The following is a 21821-nucleotide window of genomic DNA, read 5'->3' as shown; positions in this document are numbered from 1 at the left end:
GATAAGTGCATCCGGACTGGTCGCAGGCTGTTTCGAGACGGGGCACGGCGTCGCTGCGGGGCGGGAGGGAGGTGAACACCGGGACGCGGTTTACGCTGGACCCATGTCTGTTCGCACTGCGCTCGTTCCCGGAACCGTCTCGCCCGTCCTCGATGTCCCCAAGAACATCGAGCGGCCCGAGTACGTGTGGAAGGCGACGGCCCGCGAGGGCAAGGAGCCGTGGGTGCAGACACCCGAGACCATCGAGAAGATGCGGGTGGCGAGCAAGATCGCTGCTCAGGCGCTCCAGGAGGCCGGTAAAGCCGTGGCGCCGGGCGTCACCACCGACGAACTGGACCGCATCGCGCACGAGTACATGTGCGACCACGGCGCCTACCCGTCCACGCTGGGCTACCGGGGCTTTCCGAAGTCGTGCTGCACGTCGCTCAACGAGGTGATCTGCCACGGCATCCCCGACTCGACGGTTATCCAGGACGGCGACATCGTCAACATCGACGTCACCGCCTACATCGACGGCGTGCACGGCGACACCAACGCGACGTTCCTCGCCGGCGACGTCTCGGAGGAGAACCGCCTGCTGGTCGAGCGCACCCATGAGGCGACGATGCGCGCGATCAAGGCCGTCAAGCCGGGCCGCGAACTCAACGTGATCGGCCGCGTCATCGAGTCGTACGCCAACCGCTTCGGGTACGGCGTGGTCCGCGACTTCACCGGCCACGGCATCGGCGAGACCTTCCACAACGGCCTGGTGATCCTGCATTACGACCAGCCGAACGTCGACACGATCATCGAGCCCGGCATGGTGTTCACGATCGAGCCGATGATCAACCTGGGCACCGTCGACTACGACATCTGGGAGGACGGCTGGACCGTCGTCACCAAGGACCGCAAGTGGACCGCCCAGTTCGAGCACACCATCGTCGTCACCGACGAGGGCAACGAGATCCTCACCCTGCCGTGACGACGGCGCTCAGTGGCGCACTCCTGGTTGCCGGCACGACGTCCGACGCCGGCAAGAGCGTCCTCGTCGCCGGGCTCTGCCGGATGCTGGCGCGACGCGGGGTGCGGGTGGCGCCGTTCAAGGCGCAGAACATGTCGAACAACTCCGTCGTCACGCTCGACGGTGGGGAGATCGGCCGCGCGCAGGCGCTGCAGGCGCGAGCCTGCGGCCTCGAACCCAGCGTGCGGTTCAACCCGGTGCTGCTAAAGCCGGGCGGTGACCGGACGTCGCAGCTGGTGGTCCGCGGCAAGGCGGTCACCACCGTCGGTGCGCGCGACTACATCGAGCACCGGGAGTGGCTGCGCGACATCGTCGCCGACGAGCTCGCGTCGCTGCGCGACGAATTCGACGTCGTGATCTGCGAGGGCGCCGGCTCACCCGCCGAGATCAACCTGCGGGCCACGGACCTGGCGAACATGGGGCTCGCGCAGGCCGCGCAGCTGCCGGTGATCGTGGTCGGCGACATCGACCGCGGGGGAGTGCTGGCGCACCTGTTCGGCACCGTCGCGGTGCTCTCACCCGAGGACCAGGCGCTGATCGCCGGATTCGTGATCAACAAGTTCCGCGGCGACGTGAGCCTGCTCGCGCCCGGCCTCGAGCAGCTGCGCGCGCTCACCGGGCGGCCCACGCTCGGCGTGATCCCGTTCGCCGAGGAGCTCTGGCTCGACGCCGAGGACTCGCTCGGCGTGGTCGGCGACGCCCCCGTCGGACGGCCCGCGCCGCCGACCGGCGGCGAGTGGCTCCGTGTCGCGGCGATCCGGCTGCCCCGCATCTCGAACTCCACCGACGTCGAGGCACTCGCCTGCGAGCCGGGCGTCTCGGTGCACTGGGTGAGCGAGCCGTCGCGGCTGGCCGACGCCGACCTCGTCGTGCTGCCCGGCAGCAAGTCCACCATCACCGATCTGGAGTGGTTGCGGCGCAGCGGAATCGGCGACGCGTTGATCCGTCGCGCGCGGGCCGGTGGGGCCATTCTCGGCATCTGCGGCGGCTACCAGATGCTGGGCACGGTGATCGACGACGACGTCGAATCCGGCGCCGGTTCGGTGGACGGGCTCGGGCTGCTGGACCTCGAGATTGCGTTCGCGCCCGACAAGGTGCTCGCGCAGGTTCAGGGCGATGCGGACGGAATCCCCCTGCGCGGCTACGAGATCCATCACGGCCGGGTGCGCCGCAACGGCGACGCCCCGTTGCTGAGCTACGCGGACGGCGGCAAGGAGGGCAGTGTGCGCGGCAGCGTGCGCGGCACCCACTGGCACGGGATCCTCGAGAACGACGAGTACCGGCGACGGCTGCTCACCGAGGTGGCGGAAGCGGCCGGACGGGCGGGTTTCGCCGTGGCACCGGACACCGACGTCGCGCAGGTCCGGGAGGCGCAGCTGGATCTGCTCGCGGACCTCGTCGAACAGCATCTCGATGTCGACGCCGTCCTCTCGACGGTCGGCAGCGGGGCCGCGATGCGGTTGCCGACGATCGTCTCGCGCGTCACCTGACCGGAACACCCCGCACCGAGCGCCCGCCCCGCCTAGGCTTCGTAGCCGACGACTGCCGCCCACCGGAGGAGACGACGTGCGTACTGCTTTGGGGAGATCTACGACGATCCGATTGATCGGCGGAGCAGCGGTGGCTGCGCTGGTGCTCTCCGGGTGCTCGTCGAACGAGTCGGACAGCGACACCGGGTCGTCGAGCGTCGCGGCGTCGACCACCACGACCAGTGCTGCCTCGTCGACGGTGGCGCTGCAGAAGATCGACCTCGCGACGCTCGACGGCATCGTCAAGGGCGTCGCGGAGAACCTGCAGATCCCGGGCGCCGTAGCGATCCTCAAGACCCCCGACGGCGACCTGACGGTCAAGTACGGGACGGGCACTCGGGACCGCAGCGACGCCGTCGATCCGGCCGAGCACGTCCGGATCGGTTCCAACACCAAGACCATGACCGGCACCGTGATCCTGCAGTTGGTGCAGGAGGGCAAGATCAAGCTCGACGATCCGGTGTCGAAGTTCCGCCCGGACGTTCCCAACGGCGACAACATCACCATCGAGCAGCTTCTCGACATGCGCAGCGGCCTGTTCAACTACACCGAGACCGCCGAACTGAACGAGACGCTCGACAACGATCCGCAGAAGCAGTGGAAGCCCGAGGACCTGCTGGCGCTCGGCTTCGCGAATCCCCCGTACTTCCCGCCGGGGCAGGGCTATCACTACTCGAACACCAACATCGTGTTGCTGGGACTCATCGCGGAGAGCCTCGACGGGAAGCCGTTGCCGCAGATCTTCCAGTCGCGGCTCTTCGGTCCGCTCGGGCTGACGGGGACGTCGTTCCCGGACACCGCCGACAACACGATTCCGGCGCCCTACTCGCACGGCTACGTCTTCGGGACCAACATGGACACGCTGACCGATCCGGCGCTGCCCGAACAGATGCAGGCCGCCGCCGAGGACGGCACGCTGCAGCCCAACGACGTCACCAACGTGAACCCCTCGTGGGCGTGGGCGGCCGGCGCGGGCATCTCCACCGCGAACGATCTCGTCACCTGGGTGCAGGCGCTGGTCGGCGGCAAGTTGCTCGGCGCCGACCTGCAGGCTCAGCGCCTCGCAAGCGTGCAGCCGACGAGTCCGGACAGTGGTTCGGCCGAATACGGTTGGGGCATAGCGAAGATGGGGCCGATGTTCGGTCACACCGGGGAGCTGCCGGGATTCAACTCGTTCATGGGGCACGATCCCGTCAACAAGGTGACACTGGTGGTGTGGGCCAACCTCGCGCCGGCCGCGAACGGACAGGACCCGGCGACCACCATGGCCAAGGAGATCATCGGCAAGGTCTATCCCGCCTAGGTGTCCGATTCCGTGACGTGGATCGCGTACCGTTTTCGTTCATGGAGTCGACGAACGTTGCCGTGGGAAGTGGGACCGTGACGGTCCGAATCGGGGGACCGGAAAGCCGGCATACGGTGCTTCTACTGCCCGACGCGGGTGCCCCTGCCGATGTCTTCGACGCCGTCTGCGCTCGCCTGCACGATTCGGACCTGCGGACCGTGGTGCCCGAGACCGTCGACGGGCTCGACGAGCCGTCGGTGATCGCGATGCTCGACGAACTCAAGCTGCCGTGGGTGAACCTCGTGGGCGCAGGCGCGGGGGCGGAAATCGCCTGGCAGCTCGCCGCCAAGACGTTCGGCCGGTTCGCGAGTCTCATCGTCGCCGACCGCGGGCACCCGGCCGTGCCCGGCGTGGACGGGGCCGTGCTCGACGCCGCATGCCCCGCCGTCGAGTTGCCCACCACCGTCGTCGTCGGCACCTCCCTCGGACGTCCGTGCGCCGACGCCAGCGGACGGTACGCGTACTCGGAGTTCCGGATCGTCCAGCTCGACGGCATCGACGACATCCCCACGAAGGCTCCCGCCGAACTGGCGACGGAGATCGTGCTGCGCACCGGCTCCTGGTAGCGGTGATTACGGCCCCGGTGCGGGCGGTCCCTAGACTCTCCCGGTGCACGACACCATCTCCACTCCGGCCGACGCGACATCCGTCCGGGCCGTGCTGCGTTCCCCTCGACGACTGACCACGGAGACGCTCGCCGGCCTCGTGACCGCGCTCGCGCTCATTCCCGAGGTGATCTCGTTCGCCGTCATCGCGGGTGTCGACCCCAGAGTGGCGCTGTACACCTCGTGCATCATGGCGATGACGATCGCGTTCGTCGGCGGGAGGCCGGCGATGGTGTCGGCCGCGGCCGGGGCGACCGCGCTGGTGGTGGCGCCGTTGGTCGCGTCGCACGGTATCGACTACCTGATCGCCGCGGTGTGGCTGGCCGGTGTGCTGCAGATCCTGTTCGCGGTTGCGGGTCTGGCGCGTCTGGTGCGTTTCATTCCGCGCTCGGTGATGATCGGGTTCGTCAACGCCCTCGCGATCCTCATTTTCAGTGCCCAGTTGCGGCACCTGTTCGACGTCCCGTGGCTGGTGTATCCGCTCGTGGCGGCCGGACTCGCGATGATCGTGCTGCTGCCTCGGCTGACGAAAGCTGTTCCGGCGCCGCTGATCGCGATCGTGGTCCTGACCGGTGCGGTCGCGTTGTTTCGGCTCGACGTGCCCGACGTCGCCGACCAGGGCGAGCTACCGTCCGGCCTGCCCACGTGGATGATCCCGGACGTTCCGCTCACGTGGGACACGCTGACGATCATCGCGCCGTTCGCTCTGGGCCTGGCGCTGGTCGGTCTACTCGAATCGCTGCTCACCGCCAAACTGGTCGACGACATCACCGACACCCCGTCCGACAAGACTCGCGAGGCATGGGGCCAGGGTGTCGCCAATGCCGCGGGCGCGCTGTTCGGCGGGATGGGTGGCTGCGCCATGATCGGTCAGACCATGATCAACGTGAAGGAAGGCCGGGCCCGCACCCGGATCTCCACCTTCCTCGCCGGCGCCTTCCTGCTCGTGCTGTGCGTGACTGCCGGCGGCGTCGTCGGGGCGATCCCGATGGCGGCACTGGTCGCGGTGATGCTGGTGATCGCGGTGACGACGTTCGACTGGCGCAGCGTCGCGCCGCGGACCCTGCGCCTGATGCCGCGCAGCGAGACCCTGGTCATGCTCGTCACTGTCGTCGGCACGCTCGCGACCCACAACCTCGCCGTCGGCGTCGTCCTCGGCGTGTTGACCGCGATGGTCGCGTTCGCGCGCCGTGTCGCTCATCTGACGCGGGTCGACGTCGTGGACCGGGACGGGGAGCGGACCTACCGCGTCTCGGGCGAGCTGTTCTGGGCGTCGAGCAACGATCTGGTGCACCGATTCGACTACGCGGGAGACCCGGACTCGGTGGTGATCGATCTGGCGGGCGCCGACGTGTGGGACGCCTCCACCGTCGCGACCCTCGACACGGTGCAGGCCAAGTACACGGCCCGGGGCAAGAGTGTGCGCATCGTCGGCCTCGACGGGGCGAGCCTGCGCCGTCTCGAGCAGCTTTCCGGCCGCCTCGGCTGAGGGACGGAACGACCGCTCGTCTCACGGATGTCGCCGTTCGTCGTCGTGCGTATACGTTCGATTTGAAGTCCGCCCGTGGGTGGGGCTAGCCTCAAGCACCGGCATGTCGGCTTCGACGTGCCGACCACGATCTCGTCCGGGAAGGACTCCGATGCGCGGCCCTGCAGCAACTGTCGCCTCCACGCGAATGCGTGGCGGGTGTTGTTGCATGCGTCAGCGCTGAGACGAGACAACTTGCGCGACGGCACATTTCGTACCGTCCCGCCTTCCCGCGCACTGTCCTCCCACCGGGCACCCACTCGTCGCAGCGCCACCTTCGAATCAGGTGCCCGTGGGGAAAGGACCAGTTCCATGCCCGCACAGTCGCTCCCGATCATCGATCTGGAGAACCTCGACATCGACGCCCTGCGCAAGGTCACACACGAGATCGGCTTCTTCTATCTGACCGGACACGGCATCGATCAGCAGCTCACCGACGACCTGATCGCCGCGGCCCGCGAGTTCTTCGCCCTGCCCGAGGCCGACAAACTCGAGATCGAGAACAGCAACTCGCCGCACTTTCGCGGCTACACCCGAGTCGGCGGAGAGCGCACCCAGGGCTACATCGACTGGCGCGAGCAGCTCGACATCGGACCCGAACGCGACGCCGTCGACCCGATCGACCCGACCCGCCCGTGGGAGGTGCTGCACGGCCCCAACCTGTGGCCCACCGCCGTCCCGCGCCTGCGTGAGCTCGCGCTCGCGTGGTCGAGCCAGGCGCAGGACGCCGGCCTGCGTCTGATCCGCGGCTGGGCGCAGTCGCTCGGCGCTCCGGCCGACTTCTTCGACATCGCCTTCGCCGATGCGGATCCGCTCCTGAAGATCGCGCGTTACCCGGGACACGACGGGTCGGTCACCGGCCAGGGGGTGGGGAGCCACAAGGACGTCGGCGCACTGACCCTGCTGTACCCGGAGCCCGCCAGCACCGGTTTCCAGGTGGAAACAGAGAGTGGGTGGTTGGACGTCGAGCCGATCCCCGGTCATCTGCTCGTCAACATCGGAGAGCTGCTCGAAGTCGCCACCGGCGGCTACCTCAAGGCCACTGTGCACCGGGTGCTGCCCCCGCCGGCCGGTAGGGACCGGGTCTCGCTGCCCTTCTTCCTCAACCCGGGCTACGACCATGCGCTGCCCACCGTCGCGCTCGCCCCCGAGCTCGCGGCCGAGGCGTCGGGTGTCGGCCCGGACCAGCACGGCGGCACCCTGCACGCCCGTTACGGCCTCAACGCCCTCAAGTCGCGTCTGCGCGCGCACCCCAACGTCACCGAGCGGTACCACCGCGACCTACTCGACCTGCCGGCCCTGCACGGCTGACCGTCTCCTCGATCTCGAAAGGTAGTTCTCAATGTTCCTGCGCCGTACCGCTGTCCTCTCCGCAGCCGCCCTCCTCACGGCGGGCCTGGCGGCCTGCTCGTCGGGCGGTGACAGCGAGACGCTGGTGATCTCCGCCTCCAGCACTCCGCACGTGGAGATCCTCGAACACATCGCCGACTCCGGAGTTCTCGGTGACGTCAAACTCGACATCAAGCCGGTCACCGGCGAGATCGACCCCAACGAGCTGCTCGTCGCCGGCGACGTGCAGGCCAACTACTTCCAGCACGCCCCCTACCTGGCCGACTGGCAGAAGCAGAAGGGTGTGACCGACCTCGTCTCCGTCGCCGACGTGCACCTCGAGCCGATGGGCCTGTACTCGGAGAAGATCACCGCCGTCGACCAGCTCGCCGACGGCTCCACCATCGCGCTGCCGAAGGACACCACCAACTTCGCGCGCGGCCTCTACCTGCTCGAGTCGGCCGGCCTCATCCAGATGGACAAGCCGTTCGCCGAGGCCGACCTGTCCGTCGTCACGCAGGCGAACATCAAGGGCAACCCGAAGAACCTGAAGTTCGTCGAGATCGAGCGCTCGCAGCTCGCCCGCAACCTCGGTGACCCGCAGATCACCGCGGCCGTCATCAACTCCAACTACGCGATCGAGGCCGGCCTGACTCCGGCGGACGACGCGCTGTTGTCGGAGAAGGTCGAGAACAACCCGTTCGCGAACCTGCTCGTCGTCCGTGCCGCCGACCAGGACGACGCCGGTGTGAAGGCGCTCGCCGAGGCCCTCGAGTCGCCCGAGACCGCAACCTGGATCCAGGAGAACTACTCCGGTTCCGTCGTTCCCGTCCACGCGGCGAGCTGATGATCACGGTCGAGAACCTGGTCAAGACCTTCCCCGCCGCCGGTGGCGCGGGGGAGGTCACCGCCCTGCGCGGTGTCGATCTCGAGATCGCCGAGGGCGAGATCTTCGGCATCGTCGGGCCGTCCGGCGCGGGCAAGTCCACGCTGCTGCGGTGCCTGAACCTTCTGGAGCAGCCCACCAGCGGACGGATCGTGCTCCGCGGTGACGATCTGTCGCAGCTCTCCGGCGGCGGTCTGCGTCAGGCACGCCGCCGTATCGGCACCGTGTTCCAGCAGTTCAACCTGCTGCACTCGCGGACCGTGCGGGCCAACGTCGAGTTCCCGCTCGAGCTGTCGGGGATGGACCGCAAGACGCGTCGTGCGCGCGCCGACGAGCTGATCGAACTCGTCGGGCTCGGCGGCAAGGAGAAGGCCTACCCGTCGCAGCTGTCCGGCGGGCAGCAGCAGCGCGTCGGCATCGCCCGTGCGCTGGCGTCGAACCCGGACGTCCTGCTGTGCGACGAGGCGACCAGCGCTCTCGACCCCGACACCACGGACCAGGTTCTCGACCTGCTGGTCGAACTCAACCGCTCGATCGGCGTCACCGTCGTGCTCATCACCCACGAACTCGGTGTACTGCGCCGCATCTGCACGTCCGCGGCTCGGCTGGATGACGGCCGGATCGCCGAGACCGGACGAATCCTCGACCTCGTCGGCACCCCCGGTTCGGCCCTGGGTGCGGCGATCGTCCCGGTCGGTGACGACCCGTCCGGGGGAGACGACGCGGACACCGCGCTCGTCACCACGATCGGTGACGAGGCGCACGGGCCGTGGCTCGCCCAACTGGTCCGCAAGCTCGACGTCGACATCTCGGTCGTCGGCGGCCGGGTGGAGCAGGTCGCGGGTGTCACCGTCGGACGTCTGCGCCTGAAGTTCGGATCAGACGCGCCGCGTGGGGACATCGAGGCCTTCGTCGAGGCGCAGCCCGGCACCACGCTCTCCTGGGGTCCCGAGTCCCGCATCGAAGGACGAATCGCATGAACAAGTTGTCCTGGTACGACTCGCTGCCCGAGGTATGGGAGGCCACGCAGGAGACCCTCTACATGGTGGGTATCTCGTTCGTGCTCACCCTGATCGGTGGCGTCCTGCTCGGCGTCGTGCTGCACGTGACGTCCCCGAGCGGGCTGTGGCCGCAGCGGGCTGTGAACGCAGTGCTCGGCGGGATCGTCAATGTCTTCCGGTCGTTGCCGTTCCTGATCCTGATGATCGCGCTGATCGGGGTGACCCGGCTGATCGTCGGCACCGCGATCGGCCCGACCGCGGCCATCGTGCCGCTGACGATCGGCGCGATCCCGTTCTACGCCCGCGTCGTCGAGTCCGCACTGCGTGAAGTCCCCGTCGGCCGGGTCGAGGCCGCGCAGGCGATGGGCGCGAGCAACGGGCAGATCGTGCGGAAAGTGCTCCTGCCGGAGTCGGTTTCGGCCCTGATCGCGGGCGCGACGCTCACGGTCGTGCTGCTGGTCGGCTATTCCGCGATGGCCGGCGTCATCGGCGGCGGCGGACTGGGCGACTTCGCGATCGTGTACGGATACCAGCGATTCAACACGCCTGTCCTGCTGGTCGCCGTCGTCGTACTCATCGTGCTGGTGCAGGTCATGCAGTCCATCGGCGACGGAATCGTCCGGGCGCTGCGGCACCGCAAGTAGCCGCTCGATCCTTCAGCATCGGCTGTTCGGTGTGTCGGGATCGGTCGGTGGCGGCACCCTCGTAGCGTCGAGGCCGTCGATGGGGGAGTGGGCATGCTGAATGCGGTTCGGGCGGGGTGGTTTCTGCTCGCGTGGGTCTGTGTGGGATTGGCGGTCATCGCCGCAACCAGTTCGATGATGCAGATCACCGCATGCGAGCTCGGTTATCCGGACGATGGGATCATGCCGGGCGCCGAATGCGAGCGGTCGATCGCCGGCACGTATGGGCCGTCGATCGTTGTGGCGCTCGGAGTCCCGGCGCTGTTGTGTCTGCTCCCCGCGGTGGTCTTTCGCCGCTGGGTCGGGGTGCTGGTCGCCGTGGTTCTGGTGGTCGGTTCGTTCGGTGCGTTTTTCCATTCGGCACCGATCTTCGCGTTCCTCTACTTCGTTCCGGCCGCCGTGCTCGCGCTGCTCCTCGCGGGGTGGCACGCCTGGCTGCCCGATCGGCGGACCCGGGTCGGCTCAGATGTCGAGGCCGAGTAGCGCGTTCTCGACCACCTCGGGCAGCGCCGGGTGGATCCAGTACTGGCCGGTGGCCATGTCCTGCGCCGACAGCCCGAAGCTCAGCGCCTGGATCAGTGGCTGGATCACCGTGGGTGCCTGGGCGCCGATGACGTGTGCGCCGAGGAGGCGTCCGGTGCCCCGCTCGGCGATCACCTTGCAGAAGCCCTCGTCGTCCTCCATCGCCCAGCCGTACGCGACGTCGCAGTAGTTCTGCAGCTTGACGGTGATGTCGAGACCGGCCTCCCGGGCCTGCTCCTCGGTCATGCCGACGTCGGCGATCTGCGGGTCGGTGAACACCGCGGCGGGGACGAACCGGTGATCGGTGCGGCGCAGGTGTGCTGTGGAAGCCCAGGCGTCGTGCAGGAGGTTGTGCTGGACGACTCGCATCTCGTGGTTCGCGACATGCTTGAGCTGGTACGGCGACGACACGTCACCGAGCGCGAACACCCCTTCCGCCGTGGTGCGCTGGTACTCGTCGACGATCACCCGCCCCGCCTCGTCGACGGCGACGCCACCGAGCGCCGCGTCGAGTCGGTCCCCGTTGGGGATGCGGCCCACGGCGACGAGCAGCTCGTCACCGGAGACGACGGTGCCGTCGGCCAGTTCGAGCTCGATACCGTTGCCCGCCGGGCGCGCGGCCACCATCGGATTTCCCAGGTGCACGTCCCACTTGCGTTGCGCGAGTTCGGTGAACCACGTGGAGACGTCCTTGTCGAGGTGGCGCAGCAGCCGGTCGCTGCGGCCGACGATCGACACCTGCACGCCCAGCGCCGAGAAGACGTGCGCGAATTCCGCTGCGATGAAGCCGGATCCGAGGATCACCAGGCGCTCGGGCAATTCCGGCAGGCGCATGATGTCGTCGTTGGTGTGATAGCGGACGCCGCCCTCGAGGACCTCGTTCGGGATGGAGGGACGCGAGCCGGCGGCGATCACGACCTGGTCCGCGGTGATGACCTCACCGGTCCCGGTGTCGATGCTGCGCGGTCCGACGAAGCGTGCGTGCCCGCGGAACACCGTGACGTTGTCGCAGTCCTCGGTGCGATAGCGCTCGCCGCCGGCCGAGATCGGATCGATCCGGCCGAACACCCGCTTGACGATGTCGGACCAGCGGACGTCGTCGAGCGTGGCGTCGATACCGAGCTTGGACGACGCGGTGATCGTGCGCGCCACTTCCGCGGCGTAGACGAACATCTTGGTCGGGATGCACCCCACATTGAGGCACGTACCGCCGAAGGTGCTCTCTTCGAGGATCGCGACCTTCTTGCCGTCGTAGCGTTCGTCGAGGATCGAGTTGCCGGATCCGGTGCCGATGATCGCGAGGTCGAAGTGGTTCACGCAGAAGCTCCCGTTTCTCGGTCGGCAGTGAGATGGTGTGCGTCGAGCCAGGTCAGCCACAGGTCGACCTCGTGGAACGCGTCGGCGAGGGGCTTCTCGGTGGACAGGAAGACGTCGTGGCGGGCACCGTCGATCGGCACGATCGTGGTGCGATCGCCGAGGCAGCCCGCCCACTTGGCGATCTGTTCGACGTCGAGCACCGCGTCCGCGGCGTCGACGGTGGGGTTGTAGCGCGAGGCGAAGACGGTCCGTTTCGACCGCAGGATCAGCGACGGCACGCCGATGTCGAGCCCGTGGTGCAGTTGCGCGTGTCCGCGCCGGATCGCGCGGAGCCACCCGAACCGGACCGGGAACCCGGTGAGCGGCTTCCAGTCGAGGTTGTACTCCCACGCCCCGTTCGAGCCCACGTGCAGGCTCGCTCCGTAGGTGTCGAGCTTCTGGCCGGGGAGGGGGGTCTTGCTCGACACCCGGCCGAGCGCGTCGATCGCCGCCGACGTGCCGGCCGTGCGCAGCAGCGCCGGTCCCTGCAGGTCGAACCACGGGCTGTTGAGGATGAGTCCCGCCACACCCGCGCCCGCCGACCCGCCGGGACGGCGCTCGAGCCGGTCGAGCCACAGCGGCAGGATCAGACCGCCCGTCGAGTGCGCGACGAGGAGTACCTGTCCGCCGCCGATCTGTTCCCGGACCAGGCGCAGTGCCTCGTCGAGTTCCGCGTCGTAGAACTTCAGGTCCGTTACGAAGTGCGGGGTCTGACCCGGACGCCGGGAGCGGCCGCATTTGCGCAGGTCGAGGGCGAAGAAGGAGTAGCCCTGCTCGGCGAAATGCTCGGCGACGTGCTGCTGGAAGAAGTAGTCGGTGAACCCGTGGACGTACAGCACCGCGCGGTTCCCCGTCAGGTCCCCGGGCTGGTAGCGGACCAGCGTGGCCTCGACGTCGCCCTCCCCGTCCGGGTCGGGACCCAAAGGGATCGTCAGCTGCTGGTAGCCGTCGCCGAGGACGTCGGGAGCCCAAGTAGTCACGATCACACTCTATTGGGCGAACGAAGTCGTTTGCGAGGGGCACAATTGGGGAAGGTGACGCACAGGTAACCTAAGCGCCACAGGCGCGCGAAAAGCGGTCTGTCCACGCGATGTCTCCGAGCGGGCGATGCGTGCGAACCAGGTCGCGTGTGAACAGACAAGGAAGTCGATTCTCCAGTGTCAGAGCAGAACGTAGTGGCGAAGACCGATGTAGTGCTCGTGGGTGCGGGCATCATGAGCGCAACGCTCGGCGCGATCCTGCGTCAGCTGCAGCCTGACTGGTCGATCACCACCTTCGAGCGACTCGACGCCGCCGCGGCCGAGAGCAGCGACCCGTGGAACAACGCGGGCACCGGCCACTCGGCTCTCTGCGAGCTCAACTACACCCCGGCCAAGGGCGACGGCGTCGACATCAGCAAGGCCGTCAACGTCAACGAGCAGTTCCAGGTCTCCCGGCAGTTCTGGGCGTACGCGGTCGACAACGGGATCCTCACCGATCCCAAGGAGTTCATCAACCCGATCCCGCACGTGAGCTTCGTGCACGGCGCCGACAACGTGAAGTACCTGCGTGCGCGCTACGACGCGCTCGCCGGCCACCCGCTGTTCGCCGGCATGGAGTACTCGGAGTCGGAGGAGTTCTTCGCCGAGCGTCTGCCGCTGATGGCCAAGGGGCGTGACTTCTCCGACCCGGTGGCTCTGAACTGGACCGAGTCCGGCACGGACGTCGACTTCGGTGCGCTCACCCGGCAGCTCCTGGGTTACGTCGGCGCGTCCGGCGGCCAGGTGTTCTTCGGGCACGAGGTCCGCAACCTCACCAAGCAGTCCGACGGCAGCTGGCTCGTCAAGGTCGAGAACCTGCGCACCGGTGCCAAGAAGACCGTCAACGCCAAGTTCGTGTTCGTCGGCGCCGGCGGCGGCGCGCTGCACCTGCTGCAGAAGTCGGGGATCCAGGAAGCCAAGGGCTTCGGCGGCTTCCCCGTGAGCGGCCAGTTCCTGCGCTGCACCAACCCGGAGCTCATCGCCCAGCACCGCGCCAAGGTGTACGGCAAGGCAGCCGTCGGTGCGCCCCCGATGTCGGTGCCGCACCTCGACACCCGCGTCATCAATGGGCGGCAGGGCTTGCTGTTCGGCCCCTACGCCGGTTGGTCGCCCAAGTTCCTGAAGAACGGCAAGGTCACCGACCTGCCCGGTTCGGTCAAGCCGAACAACCTGACGTCCATGCTCGGCGTCGGTCTGACGGAGCTGGGTCTGACCAAGTACCTCATCGGTGAGCTCATGCAGTCGCCCGCCGACCGCATCAACACGCTGCGCGAGTTCGTGCCGCGCGCGACCGGCGGCGACTGGGAGCTCATCACGGCCGGCCAGCGCGTACAGGTGATCCGCAAGAAGGGCAAGGGCGGTGTGCTCGAGTTCGGCACCGCCGTCGTCAACGCCGAGGACGGCACGATCGCCGGCCTGCTCGGCGCGTCCCCGGGCGCGTCCACCGCGGTGCCCGCGATGCTCGACGTCCTGCAGCGCTGCTTCCCGCGGGAGTTCCAGGCGTGGACGCCGAAGCTGCAGCAGATGGTCCCGTCGCTGGGCCTCAAGCTCTCGGACAACCCGGACCTGTTCCAGCAGGTGTGGGACTGGAGCACCCGCTCGCTCGAACTCGGCGACGTCCCCGCATCGGCGCCTGCGCACGCCGCTCCGGTGGTCGAGTCCGCCACCGTCTGACACCTCTCACCCGCCGCGGCCCGGAGTTCCGACTCCGGGCCGCGGCGGTGTGCTGTCGGGCCGTCGTCCTCGGCACGGTAGGGTGCAGCAGCAGAGAAACGTCTGCGGGGAAGTCCTGTGAGAATCAGGCGCGGTCCCGCCACTGTGAGGGCGCACGAGGTGCACCCGAAGCCAGAATGCCGCAACGTTTCGCAAGGCCAAGCTCTCGGCGAGGAAACCGGGAAGTGAAGGGATTCGATCGTTGCGTCACAGTCACCAACCTGCCGGGTTTCCGTTCAGCGCCATCGTCGGGCAGGACCGGCTGCGGCTGGCGCTGATCCTGTGCGCCGTCCACCCGGGCATCGGTGGCGTGCTGGTGCGGGGCGAGAAGGGCACCGCCAAATCCACCGTCGTACGTGCACTGACCGCGTTGCTGCCCGAGGTGGGCGAGGGACGCCGGGCCCGGCTCGTGGAACTGCCGGTCGGCGCGACCGAGGACCGTGTCGTCGGCTCGATCGACCTCGAGAAGGTACTCCGGGACGGCGAACGTGCGTTCCAGCCCGGGTTGCTCGCCGACGCCCATCAGGGCGTGCTCTACGTCGACGAGGTCAACCTTCTCCACGATCACCTGGTGGACGTGCTGCTCGACGCCGCGGCCATGGGTCGTGTCCACGTCGAGCGCGACGGCGTCTCACACTCGCACCCGGCCGAGTTCGTCCTGGTCGGGACCATGAATCCCGAGGAGGGGGAGCTGCGCCCGCAGCTGCTGGACCGGTTCGGCCTCGCGGTCGACGTCGCCGCGTCGCGCGATGTCGACGTGCGCATGCAGGTGGTCCGCCGCCGTCTCGACTACGAGCGTGACCCCGACGGCTTCGCCGCCGGGTACGCCGAGCAGGACGCCGACCTGGCCCGGCGGATCGCCGACGCCCGTGCCGTGGTCGACGCTGTCCAACTGTCCGACGCCGAACTGCGCCGCATCGCGTCGGTGTGTGCGTCGTTCGACGTCGAGGGCATGCGCGCCGACCTGGTGCTCGCGCGCACCGCGACCGCGCACGCCGCGTGGCGTGGGGCGGACGCCGTCACCGAGGAGGACGTGCGGATCGCCGCCGAACTGACTCTGCCGCACCGCCGTCGGCGCGACCCGTTCGACGAGCCGGGTCTGGACCCGCAGCAGCTCGACGACGCGATGGAGCAGGCCGACGCCGACGCGCGTGCGCAGGAGGAGTCCGAACCCGATCCCGACGGGCCTGGTGGCGGCGCATCGCCGTCGGAGCCGGAAGCGTCCACGCATGACTCGAAATCCCAAGCGAGCGAACAGGAATCGCCGGAATCCGGATGCGGCGCAGGGTCGGAACGCAAGGCCGGCGCGCCCGGCCCACAGTTCCGGGCACGACTGCTCGAGATTCCGGGGGTGGGCGACGGGGCTCCGGGCCGGCGGTCCCGCTCGCGTTCGACCCGTGGCCGCGCCGTGCGGGCGACCACCGAACCGGGAACGGGCGTGCACCTCGTGGGCACCCTGTTCGCCGCCGCCGAACACCAGACCGAGCGAGGGCGCACCGCTGGCGCGATGCGGCTGGCCCCCAGCGATATTCGCGGCGCCGTCCGGGAAGGCCGCGAGGGCAACCTGGTGCTGTTCGTGGTCGACGCGTCCGGTTCCATGGCGGCCCGGGATCGACTGTCCGCCGTCACCGGCGCCGTCGTGTCGCTGCTGCGCGACGCCTATCAGCGTCGGGACAAGGTCGCGGTGATCACCGTCCGCGGCACGGATGCCGAACTGGTGCTGCCGCCGACGTCGTCGGTGGACGTCGCCGTCCGACGCCTGCGCGCGATGAGAACCGGCGGTCGCACGCCGCTCGCGGCGGGTTTCCTGAAGGCGCGTCAGGTCGTCCTGCGCGAGCAGATCCGCGATCCGCGTCGCCGCGCGCTGGTCGTGGCCCTCACGGACGGCCGCGCGACCGGGGCGAAGGACGCCGTCGCGCGGGCCCGGCGGGCCGCCGGAATGCTGGCCGACACCAACGCCGCATCGATCGTCGTCGACTGCGAGACCGGCATGGTCCGCCTCGGCTTGGCGGCCGACCTCGCGCGCGACCTGCGGGGCGGCTACGTCCGCCTCACGGAACTGTCCGCGCAGCAGGTCGCGGGCGTCGTCCGCGCTGCCGCCTGATCTTCGTCGACCGAACAGGCAAGCCCGAGAAAGGGATTCGAGAATGCCTCAGGGAGTACCCGAGAACGTGCCCGCGGACGGACTCACCACCCGCCAGCGCCGCAACCAGCCGGTGCTGGCCGTCCACACCGGCCCCGGCAAGGGGAAGTCGACGGCCGCGTTCGGGATGGCGCTGCGCGCCTGGAACCAGGGCTTCGACGTCGGCGTCTTCCAGTTCGTCAAGAGCGCGAAATGGAAGGTGGGCGAGGAAGCCGCGTTCCGCGCGCTCGGCGAGCTGCACACCACCAGCGGCGTCGGCGGGGCCGTGGAGTGGCACAAGATGGGTGAGGGGTGGTCGTGGACACGCAAGCACGGCACCGAGGAGGACCACGCCGCCGCCGCGCTCGAGGGTTGGCGTGAGATCGCTCGCCGCCTCGAGGCGCAGACGCATCGCTTCTACGTGCTCGACGAGTTCACCTACCCGCTCAAATGGGGCTGGGTGGATACCGAGGAAGTCGTCGACGCACTGCGGAACCGCCCCGGCAACCAGCATGTGGTCGTCACCGGCCGGGACGCGCCGCAGGCGCTGATCGACGCGGCCGACCTCGTGACCGAGATGACGAAGATCAAACACCCGATGGACGCGGGCCGCAAGGGCCAGCGCGGCATCGAATGGTGAACGCCCCCAGCACCCCGGCCGTCGTCATCGCGGCGCCGGCGTCGGGCAGCGGTAAGACGACCGTCGCGACCGGCCTGGTCGGCGCGTTGCGCGCCGCCGGGGATCGGGTTGCGCCGTTCAAGGTCGGGCCGGACTACATCGATCCCGGCTACCACGCATTGGCAGCCGGTCTGCCCGGCCGCAATCTCGACAGCGTGCTGGTGGGCGCCGACCGGATCGGCCCGCTGTTCCGGCACGGCAGCGACGACTGCGACATCGCGGTCGTCGAGGGCGTCATGGGATTGTTCGACGGCAAGATCGACCCGAGTTCGTCGGCGCCGTCGGCTGAGGGGTCGACCGCGCAGGTCGCCGCCGCCCTCGCTGCGCCCGTCGTCCTGGTGATCGACGCGCGCGGTCACAGCCAGAGCCTCGCCGCTGTCCTGCACGGCTTCTCGACCTACGATTCCGCCGTGCGGATCGGCGGCGTGATCCTCAACCGGGTCGGCAGCGCCCGGCACGAGCAGGTGCTGCGGCAGGCCTGCGAGCGGGTGGGCCTGCCGGTTCTGGGGGCGGTGCCGCGCCTGGCCGAACTCGAGGTCCCGTCCCGACACCTGGGACTGGTGCCGGCCGTCGAACACGGCCGGGCCGCGCTCGACGCCGTCGCCGCCATGACCGAACTCGCCGCCGCGCACCTGGACCTGGATGCGATCCGGGGGCTCGCGCATTCGTCCGTCGGCGACCTCGCGTGGGATCCGGCAGCCGAGATCGGACCGGTCCCGAGCGGTCCGCGTCCGGTGATCGCGCTCGCCGGCGGTGTCGCGTTCACGTTCGGGTACGCCGAGCACCGCGAACTGCTCGACGCCGCGGGCGCCGACGTCGTGGTGTTCGACCCGCTGCACGACGAACTGCCCGCCGGCACTGCGGGACTGGTGCTCCCCGGCGGCTTCCCCGAGGAGCATGCGGTGGCGCTGTCGGCGAACAGGGCTCTGCTGCAGCAGGTTCGGCAGCTCGCCGCCGACGGAGCTCCCGTCCACGCCGAATGCGCGGGCCTGCTGTACCTGACCCGGAGCCTCGACGGGCACGCTATGGCCGGTGTGATCGACGTCGACGCCCGCTTCGGAAAGCGCCTGACCCTCGGCTACCGGGAGGCTGTGGCCGTGACGGATTCCGTGCTCTTCGACGCCGGAACCCGCGTCACCGGACACGAGTTCCATCGCACCGCACTCGACGCCGGTGTCGCCGACGGCTTCGGCCCGGCCTGGGGGTGGCGGGCCTGGGACGCCGGGGCCACCCGGGAGGGCTTCACGGCCGGGTCGGTGCACGCGTCGTATCTGCACACGCATCCCGCCGGGAACCCGGACGCGATCCGCCGCTTCGTCGAGGCCGCCCGTGGGTGACCTGTGTGTGGGCGTCGGCGCCGGCAGCCGCGTGGGCGCCGCGGACATCGTGGCCGCCGTGGTCGAGGTCTGTGGCGACGAGTCGGTGCGTGTACTCGCCACCCTGGACCGCAAGACGGAACATCCGCCGTTCCGCGATGCCGCCGAGGTACTCGGAACCGCACTGGTCGGCTTCCCGGCCGAAGAACTCGCGGCAGTGGCCGTGCCGAACCCCGCGGCGACGGTCGACGACGCGGTGGGGACGCCGAGCGTCGCCGAAGCCGCCGCGCTCCTCGCGTCGGACGGCGGCCCGCTGATTGTGACGAAGCACGTGACGAATGGCGTGACCGTCGCGGTCGCCCGTAGTGTTTCGTGATCTGTCGAGATGACAACCGAACGATTTCTGGAGAACGGGGAGACGAGTGTCTGCTTCCGCCGGTGACGAGACCAGCTACCTGGTCGGACTCAACCTGACGGACCGTCGTGTCGTGGTGGTCGGTGGCGGCACCGTCGCCCAGCGCCGCCTCGGGTTGCTGGTGGCGTCCGGCGCCGATGTCCATGTCGTGAGCCGCGAAGTCACCCCGGCCGTCGAGGGCATGGCGACGTCCGGGCAGATCAAGCTCGAGCTGCGCGACTACCGCGACGGCGACCTCGACGGGGCCTGGTACGCGATCGCGTCCACCGACGAGCCGGACACCAACGCGGCCATCGTGGCCGAGGCCGAGCGGGGTCGCATCTTCTGCGTCCGTGCCGACAGCGCCCGCGACGGCACCGCCGTCACCCCGGCCACCGGAAGCTTCGACGGACTGTCCCTCGGCGTGCTCGCGGGCGGCGCGCACCGGCGTTCGGCCGCGGTCCGCACCGCGCTGATCGAGGCACTGCAGTCCGGTGCCGTCACCGACACCGACGAGGCACCCGCGCCCGGCGTCGCCCTCGTCGGCGGCGGCCCCGGCGATCCGGACCTCATCACCGTCCGCGGCCGCCGGCTGCTGGCTCGCGCCGACGTCGTCGTGGCCGACCGCCTCGCGCCCCCGGAACTGCTCGCCGAACTCGGCCCGCACGTCGAGGTGGTCGACGCCGCCAAGATCCCCTACGGCCGCGCGATGGCGCAGGAGGCGATCAACGCCGCGCTCGTCGACAATGCGAAGGCCGGCAAGTTCGTGGTCCGGCTCAAGGGCGGCGATCCGTACGTGTTCGGCCGCGGCTTCGAGGAACTCGAGGCGTGCGCGGCCGCCGGTGTCCCGGTCACCGTCGTCCCCGGCATCACGAGCGCGATCTCCGTGCCGTCCGCAGCGGGCATCCCCGTCACGCACCGCGGCGTCACCCACGAGTTCGTGGTCGTGAGCGGTCACGTCGCGCCAGACCACCCGGACTCGCTGGTCGACTGGGCGGCGCTGGCGAAGTTGCGCGGCACCATCGTGCTGCTCATGGCGGTGGAACGGATCGAGCAGTTCGCGGCCGTTCTCGTCGCCGGCGGCCGCCCCGCCGAGACGCCGGTCACCGTGATCCAGGAGGGCACCCTGCGCACCCAGCGGGTCCTGCGGGCCGACCTGGCAACCGTCGCGGCCCGGGTTCGGGAGGAGAACATCCGCCCGCCGGCGATCGTGGTCATCGGCACGGTGGCCGGGTTCTCCGCAGACTCTCGGTAACGTGAACTCTCGTGTCTGACTCCACCGCCGTGAAGTACCCCGTGACCACGCGGGCGTTCGGCCTCGCGATCGTCGTCCTCAGCGGCATGCAGCTGATGATGGTGCTCGACGGCACCGTCGCCTCGCTCGCGCTCGCCAAGATCCAGGAAGACCTGGGGCTCAGCGATTCCGGGCGCAACTGGGTGATCACGTCGTACGCGCTCACGTTCGGTGGCTTGATGCTGCTGGGCGGTCGGCTCGGCGATGCGTTCGGCCGAAAACGGGTGTTCATCGGCGGCGTGGCCCTGTTCACGGTCACGTCGCTCCTGTGTGGGCTCGCGACCAACGAGGCCACCCTCGTCGCTGCTCGCGCCCTGCAGGGTGTCGGCGCCGCGATCGCGTCTCCGACCGCACTGGCACTCGTTGCGACGACGTTCGCGCCCGGACCGGTGCGCAATCAGGCCATCGCGATCTTCGCGGCGATGACCGGTGTCGGCTCGGTGCTGGGGCTGATCGTCGGCGGCGCGCTCACCGAGGTGTCGTGGCGGTGGATCTTCCTCATCAACGTCCCGATCGGCCTGGTCATCCTGCTGCTCGCCTTCCGGGCGCTGGAGGAGACGGGTGCCGAGCGCCTCAAACTCGACGTCCCGGGCGCGATCCTCGCGACCCTGGGCTGCACCGGCGTCGTGTTCGGGTTCACCGAGGGGCCCGAGATGGGTTGGGGCAGCCCGCTCGTACTGATCGGGTTGGTCGGCGGATTCGTCCTGCTGGGCGGGTTCCTCGCGGTCGAGCGTCGCGCCGAGAACCCGCTGCTGCCGTTCACGCTGTTCCGCAACCGTAGCCGCGTCGCGACGTTCATCTCCCTCGCCCTCGTCGGCATGGTGATGTTCTCGCTCGCCCCGTTCGTCGCGCTGTTCGTGCAGGACGTCCTCGCCTACACCCCGCTGCGCGCCGGTCTGGCATTCGTTCCGTTCGCGTTCGGACTCGGCGCGGCCGCGTTCGTGGCCTCCAAGATCGCGGTGAAGGTGCAGCCGCGCTGGCTCGTCGTCGCCGGCACACTCATCACGTTCGTCGGGCTGATGTACGGCTCGACGCTCGACGCGTCCGCGACGTATGTCGGAAACCTGTTCGTGCTCGTGGTCGGGGTGGGCTTCGGTGTCGGCCTCGCGGTGGTGCCGCTGCCGCTGTGCGCCATCGCCGGTGTCGGTCCGAGCGAGATCGGTCCGCTCGCGGCGATCGCTCAGGTGGCGCAGACACTGTTCGGCCCGGTCGGTCTCGCGATCGTCGGTGCGATGGCCACGTCGAGGACCCTGTCGGAGGGCGGCGTGTCCGGCATTCCGGCCGCGGACATGACGCCCGCCCAACTCGACGCCCTCTCCAGTGGCTACACGTTCGCGCTGCTCGGTTGCGCGATCCTCGCCGCGCTCGCCGCCCTCGCCGCGCTGTTCATCCGGTTCACGCCCGAGCAGGTGGCGCAGGCCCAGGCCGCCGAGAAGGCGGCGCAGCAGGCGTAACCGCCCGTGCGCCTTTTTGGTAGCCGGCACTACCGAAAAGGCGCAC

At 69.4% G+C, this 21821-nt stretch carries 19 protein-coding genes and 1 riboswitch; of the genes, 17 read left to right on the top strand and 2 right to left on the bottom strand.

The window, feature by feature from the left end; translation table 11 throughout:
* Positions 1 to 103: 103 nt before the first annotated feature.
* From map to A6I89_RS17770, 10 genes are all read left to right on the top strand, one after another.
* Positions 104 to 961, top strand: a complete 858-nt coding sequence (gene map / locus A6I89_RS17815) for a type I methionyl aminopeptidase (protein ID WP_013415706.1) — start codon at positions 104 to 106, stop codon at positions 959 to 961.
* A complete protein-coding gene (locus A6I89_RS17810; protein WP_022595326.1) occupies positions 958 to 2490 on the top strand; it encodes a cobyric acid synthase in 1533 nt (510 codons plus the stop codon). The genes map and A6I89_RS17810 overlap by 4 nt, the downstream gene beginning before the upstream one ends.
* A 76-nt stretch (positions 2491 to 2566) precedes the next feature.
* A complete protein-coding gene (locus A6I89_RS17805) occupies positions 2567 to 3832 on the top strand; it encodes a serine hydrolase domain-containing protein (RefSeq protein WP_080668398.1) in 1266 nt (421 codons plus the stop codon).
* Positions 3833 to 3873: 41 nt separating this feature from the next.
* Positions 3874 to 4440 (top strand): alpha/beta fold hydrolase, encoded by a 567-nt coding sequence (locus A6I89_RS17800; RefSeq protein WP_022595328.1) that lies wholly within the window; start codon positions 3874 to 3876, stop codon positions 4438 to 4440.
* Positions 4441 to 4483: 43 nt separating this feature from the next.
* Positions 4484 to 5968 (top strand): SulP family inorganic anion transporter, encoded by a 1485-nt coding sequence (locus A6I89_RS17795; protein WP_022595329.1) that lies wholly within the window; start codon positions 4484 to 4486, stop codon positions 5966 to 5968.
* Positions 5969 to 6319: 351 nt separating this feature from the next.
* Positions 6320 to 7318 carry an isopenicillin N synthase family dioxygenase gene (locus tag A6I89_RS17790; RefSeq protein WP_022595330.1) on the top strand — a complete coding sequence of 333 codons (999 nt, stop codon included), beginning with the start codon at positions 6320 to 6322 and terminating at the stop codon, positions 7316 to 7318.
* 31 nt (positions 7319 to 7349) lie between these two features.
* Positions 7350 to 8183 (top strand): MetQ/NlpA family ABC transporter substrate-binding protein, encoded by an 834-nt coding sequence (locus A6I89_RS17785; RefSeq protein ID WP_005513853.1) that lies wholly within the window; start codon positions 7350 to 7352, stop codon positions 8181 to 8183.
* A complete protein-coding gene (locus A6I89_RS17780; protein WP_022595331.1) occupies positions 8183 to 9202 on the top strand; it encodes a methionine ABC transporter ATP-binding protein in 1020 nt (339 codons plus the stop codon). Before A6I89_RS17785 ends, A6I89_RS17780 begins: the two co-directional genes overlap by 1 nt.
* Complete coding sequence (locus tag A6I89_RS17775) at positions 9199 to 9867, top strand: methionine ABC transporter permease (protein WP_005513851.1); 669 nt, start codon at positions 9199 to 9201, stop codon at positions 9865 to 9867. The genes A6I89_RS17780 and A6I89_RS17775 overlap by 4 nt, the downstream gene beginning before the upstream one ends.
* Positions 9868 to 10008: 141 nt before the next feature.
* Positions 10009 to 10389: a hypothetical protein gene (locus A6I89_RS17770; RefSeq protein WP_237171834.1), complete on the top strand. Its 381-nt coding sequence runs from the start codon at positions 10009 to 10011 to the stop codon at positions 10387 to 10389.
* Here A6I89_RS17770 and mtr read toward each other — a convergent pair.
* Together mtr and A6I89_RS17760 are read right to left on the bottom strand one after the other, a co-directional pair.
* A complete protein-coding gene (mtr, locus tag A6I89_RS17765) occupies positions 10369 to 11745 on the bottom strand; it encodes a mycothione reductase (protein ID WP_022595333.1) in 1377 nt (458 codons plus the stop codon). The two genes, A6I89_RS17770 and mtr, sit on opposite strands and share 21 nt — an antisense overlap.
* Positions 11742 to 12764 (bottom strand): alpha/beta hydrolase, encoded by a 1023-nt coding sequence (locus A6I89_RS17760; RefSeq protein WP_044990871.1) that lies wholly within the window; start codon positions 12762 to 12764, stop codon positions 11742 to 11744. Before A6I89_RS17760 ends, mtr begins: the two co-directional genes overlap by 4 nt.
* A gap of 177 nt (positions 12765 to 12941) precedes the next feature.
* On the opposite strand from A6I89_RS17760, the gene mqo reads away from it, so the two are divergent.
* From mqo to A6I89_RS17725, 7 genes are all read left to right on the top strand, one after another.
* Complete coding sequence (gene mqo / locus A6I89_RS17755; RefSeq protein WP_022595335.1) at positions 12942 to 14477, top strand: malate dehydrogenase (quinone); 1536 nt, start codon at positions 12942 to 12944, stop codon at positions 14475 to 14477.
* A 96-nt stretch (positions 14478 to 14573) separates the two neighbouring features.
* Positions 14574 to 14667, top strand: a riboswitch (adenosylcobalamin-variant (AdoCbl-variant) riboswitch).
* Positions 14668 to 14718: 51 nt separating this feature from the next.
* Positions 14719 to 16620: a magnesium chelatase subunit D family protein gene (locus A6I89_RS17750; RefSeq protein ID WP_022595336.1), complete on the top strand. Its 1902-nt coding sequence runs from the start codon at positions 14719 to 14721 to the stop codon at positions 16618 to 16620.
* Positions 16621 to 16663: 43 nt separating this feature from the next.
* Positions 16664 to 17278 (top strand): cob(I)yrinic acid a,c-diamide adenosyltransferase, encoded by a 615-nt coding sequence (cobO, locus tag A6I89_RS17745; protein WP_022595337.1) that lies wholly within the window; start codon positions 16664 to 16666, stop codon positions 17276 to 17278.
* Positions 17272 to 18654 carry a cobyrinic acid a,c-diamide synthase CobB gene (locus tag A6I89_RS17740; protein WP_044990862.1) on the top strand — a complete coding sequence of 461 codons (1383 nt, stop codon included), beginning with the start codon at positions 17272 to 17274 and terminating at the stop codon, positions 18652 to 18654. Before cobO ends, A6I89_RS17740 begins: the two co-directional genes overlap by 7 nt.
* Entirely contained in the window at positions 18647 to 19009 is a 363-nt protein-coding gene (locus tag A6I89_RS17735) for a cobalamin biosynthesis protein (RefSeq protein ID WP_022595339.1), read from the top strand. Before A6I89_RS17740 ends, A6I89_RS17735 begins: the two co-directional genes overlap by 8 nt.
* A 46-nt stretch (positions 19010 to 19055) precedes the next feature.
* Entirely contained in the window at positions 19056 to 20282 is a 1227-nt protein-coding gene (gene cobA / locus A6I89_RS17730; RefSeq protein WP_022595340.1) for a uroporphyrinogen-III C-methyltransferase, read from the top strand.
* Positions 20283 to 20368: 86 nt separating this feature from the next.
* A complete protein-coding gene (locus A6I89_RS17725) occupies positions 20369 to 21775 on the top strand; it encodes an MFS transporter (RefSeq protein ID WP_232244935.1) in 1407 nt (468 codons plus the stop codon).
* The last annotated feature ends 46 nt before the right edge of the window (positions 21776 to 21821 follow it).

It is taken from the genome of Prescottella equi, from assembly GCF_002094305.1.
Lineage (GTDB): Bacteria > Actinomycetota > Actinomycetes > Mycobacteriales > Mycobacteriaceae > Prescottella > Prescottella equi.
This window is presented reverse-complemented; position numbering and strand designations above follow the sequence as displayed.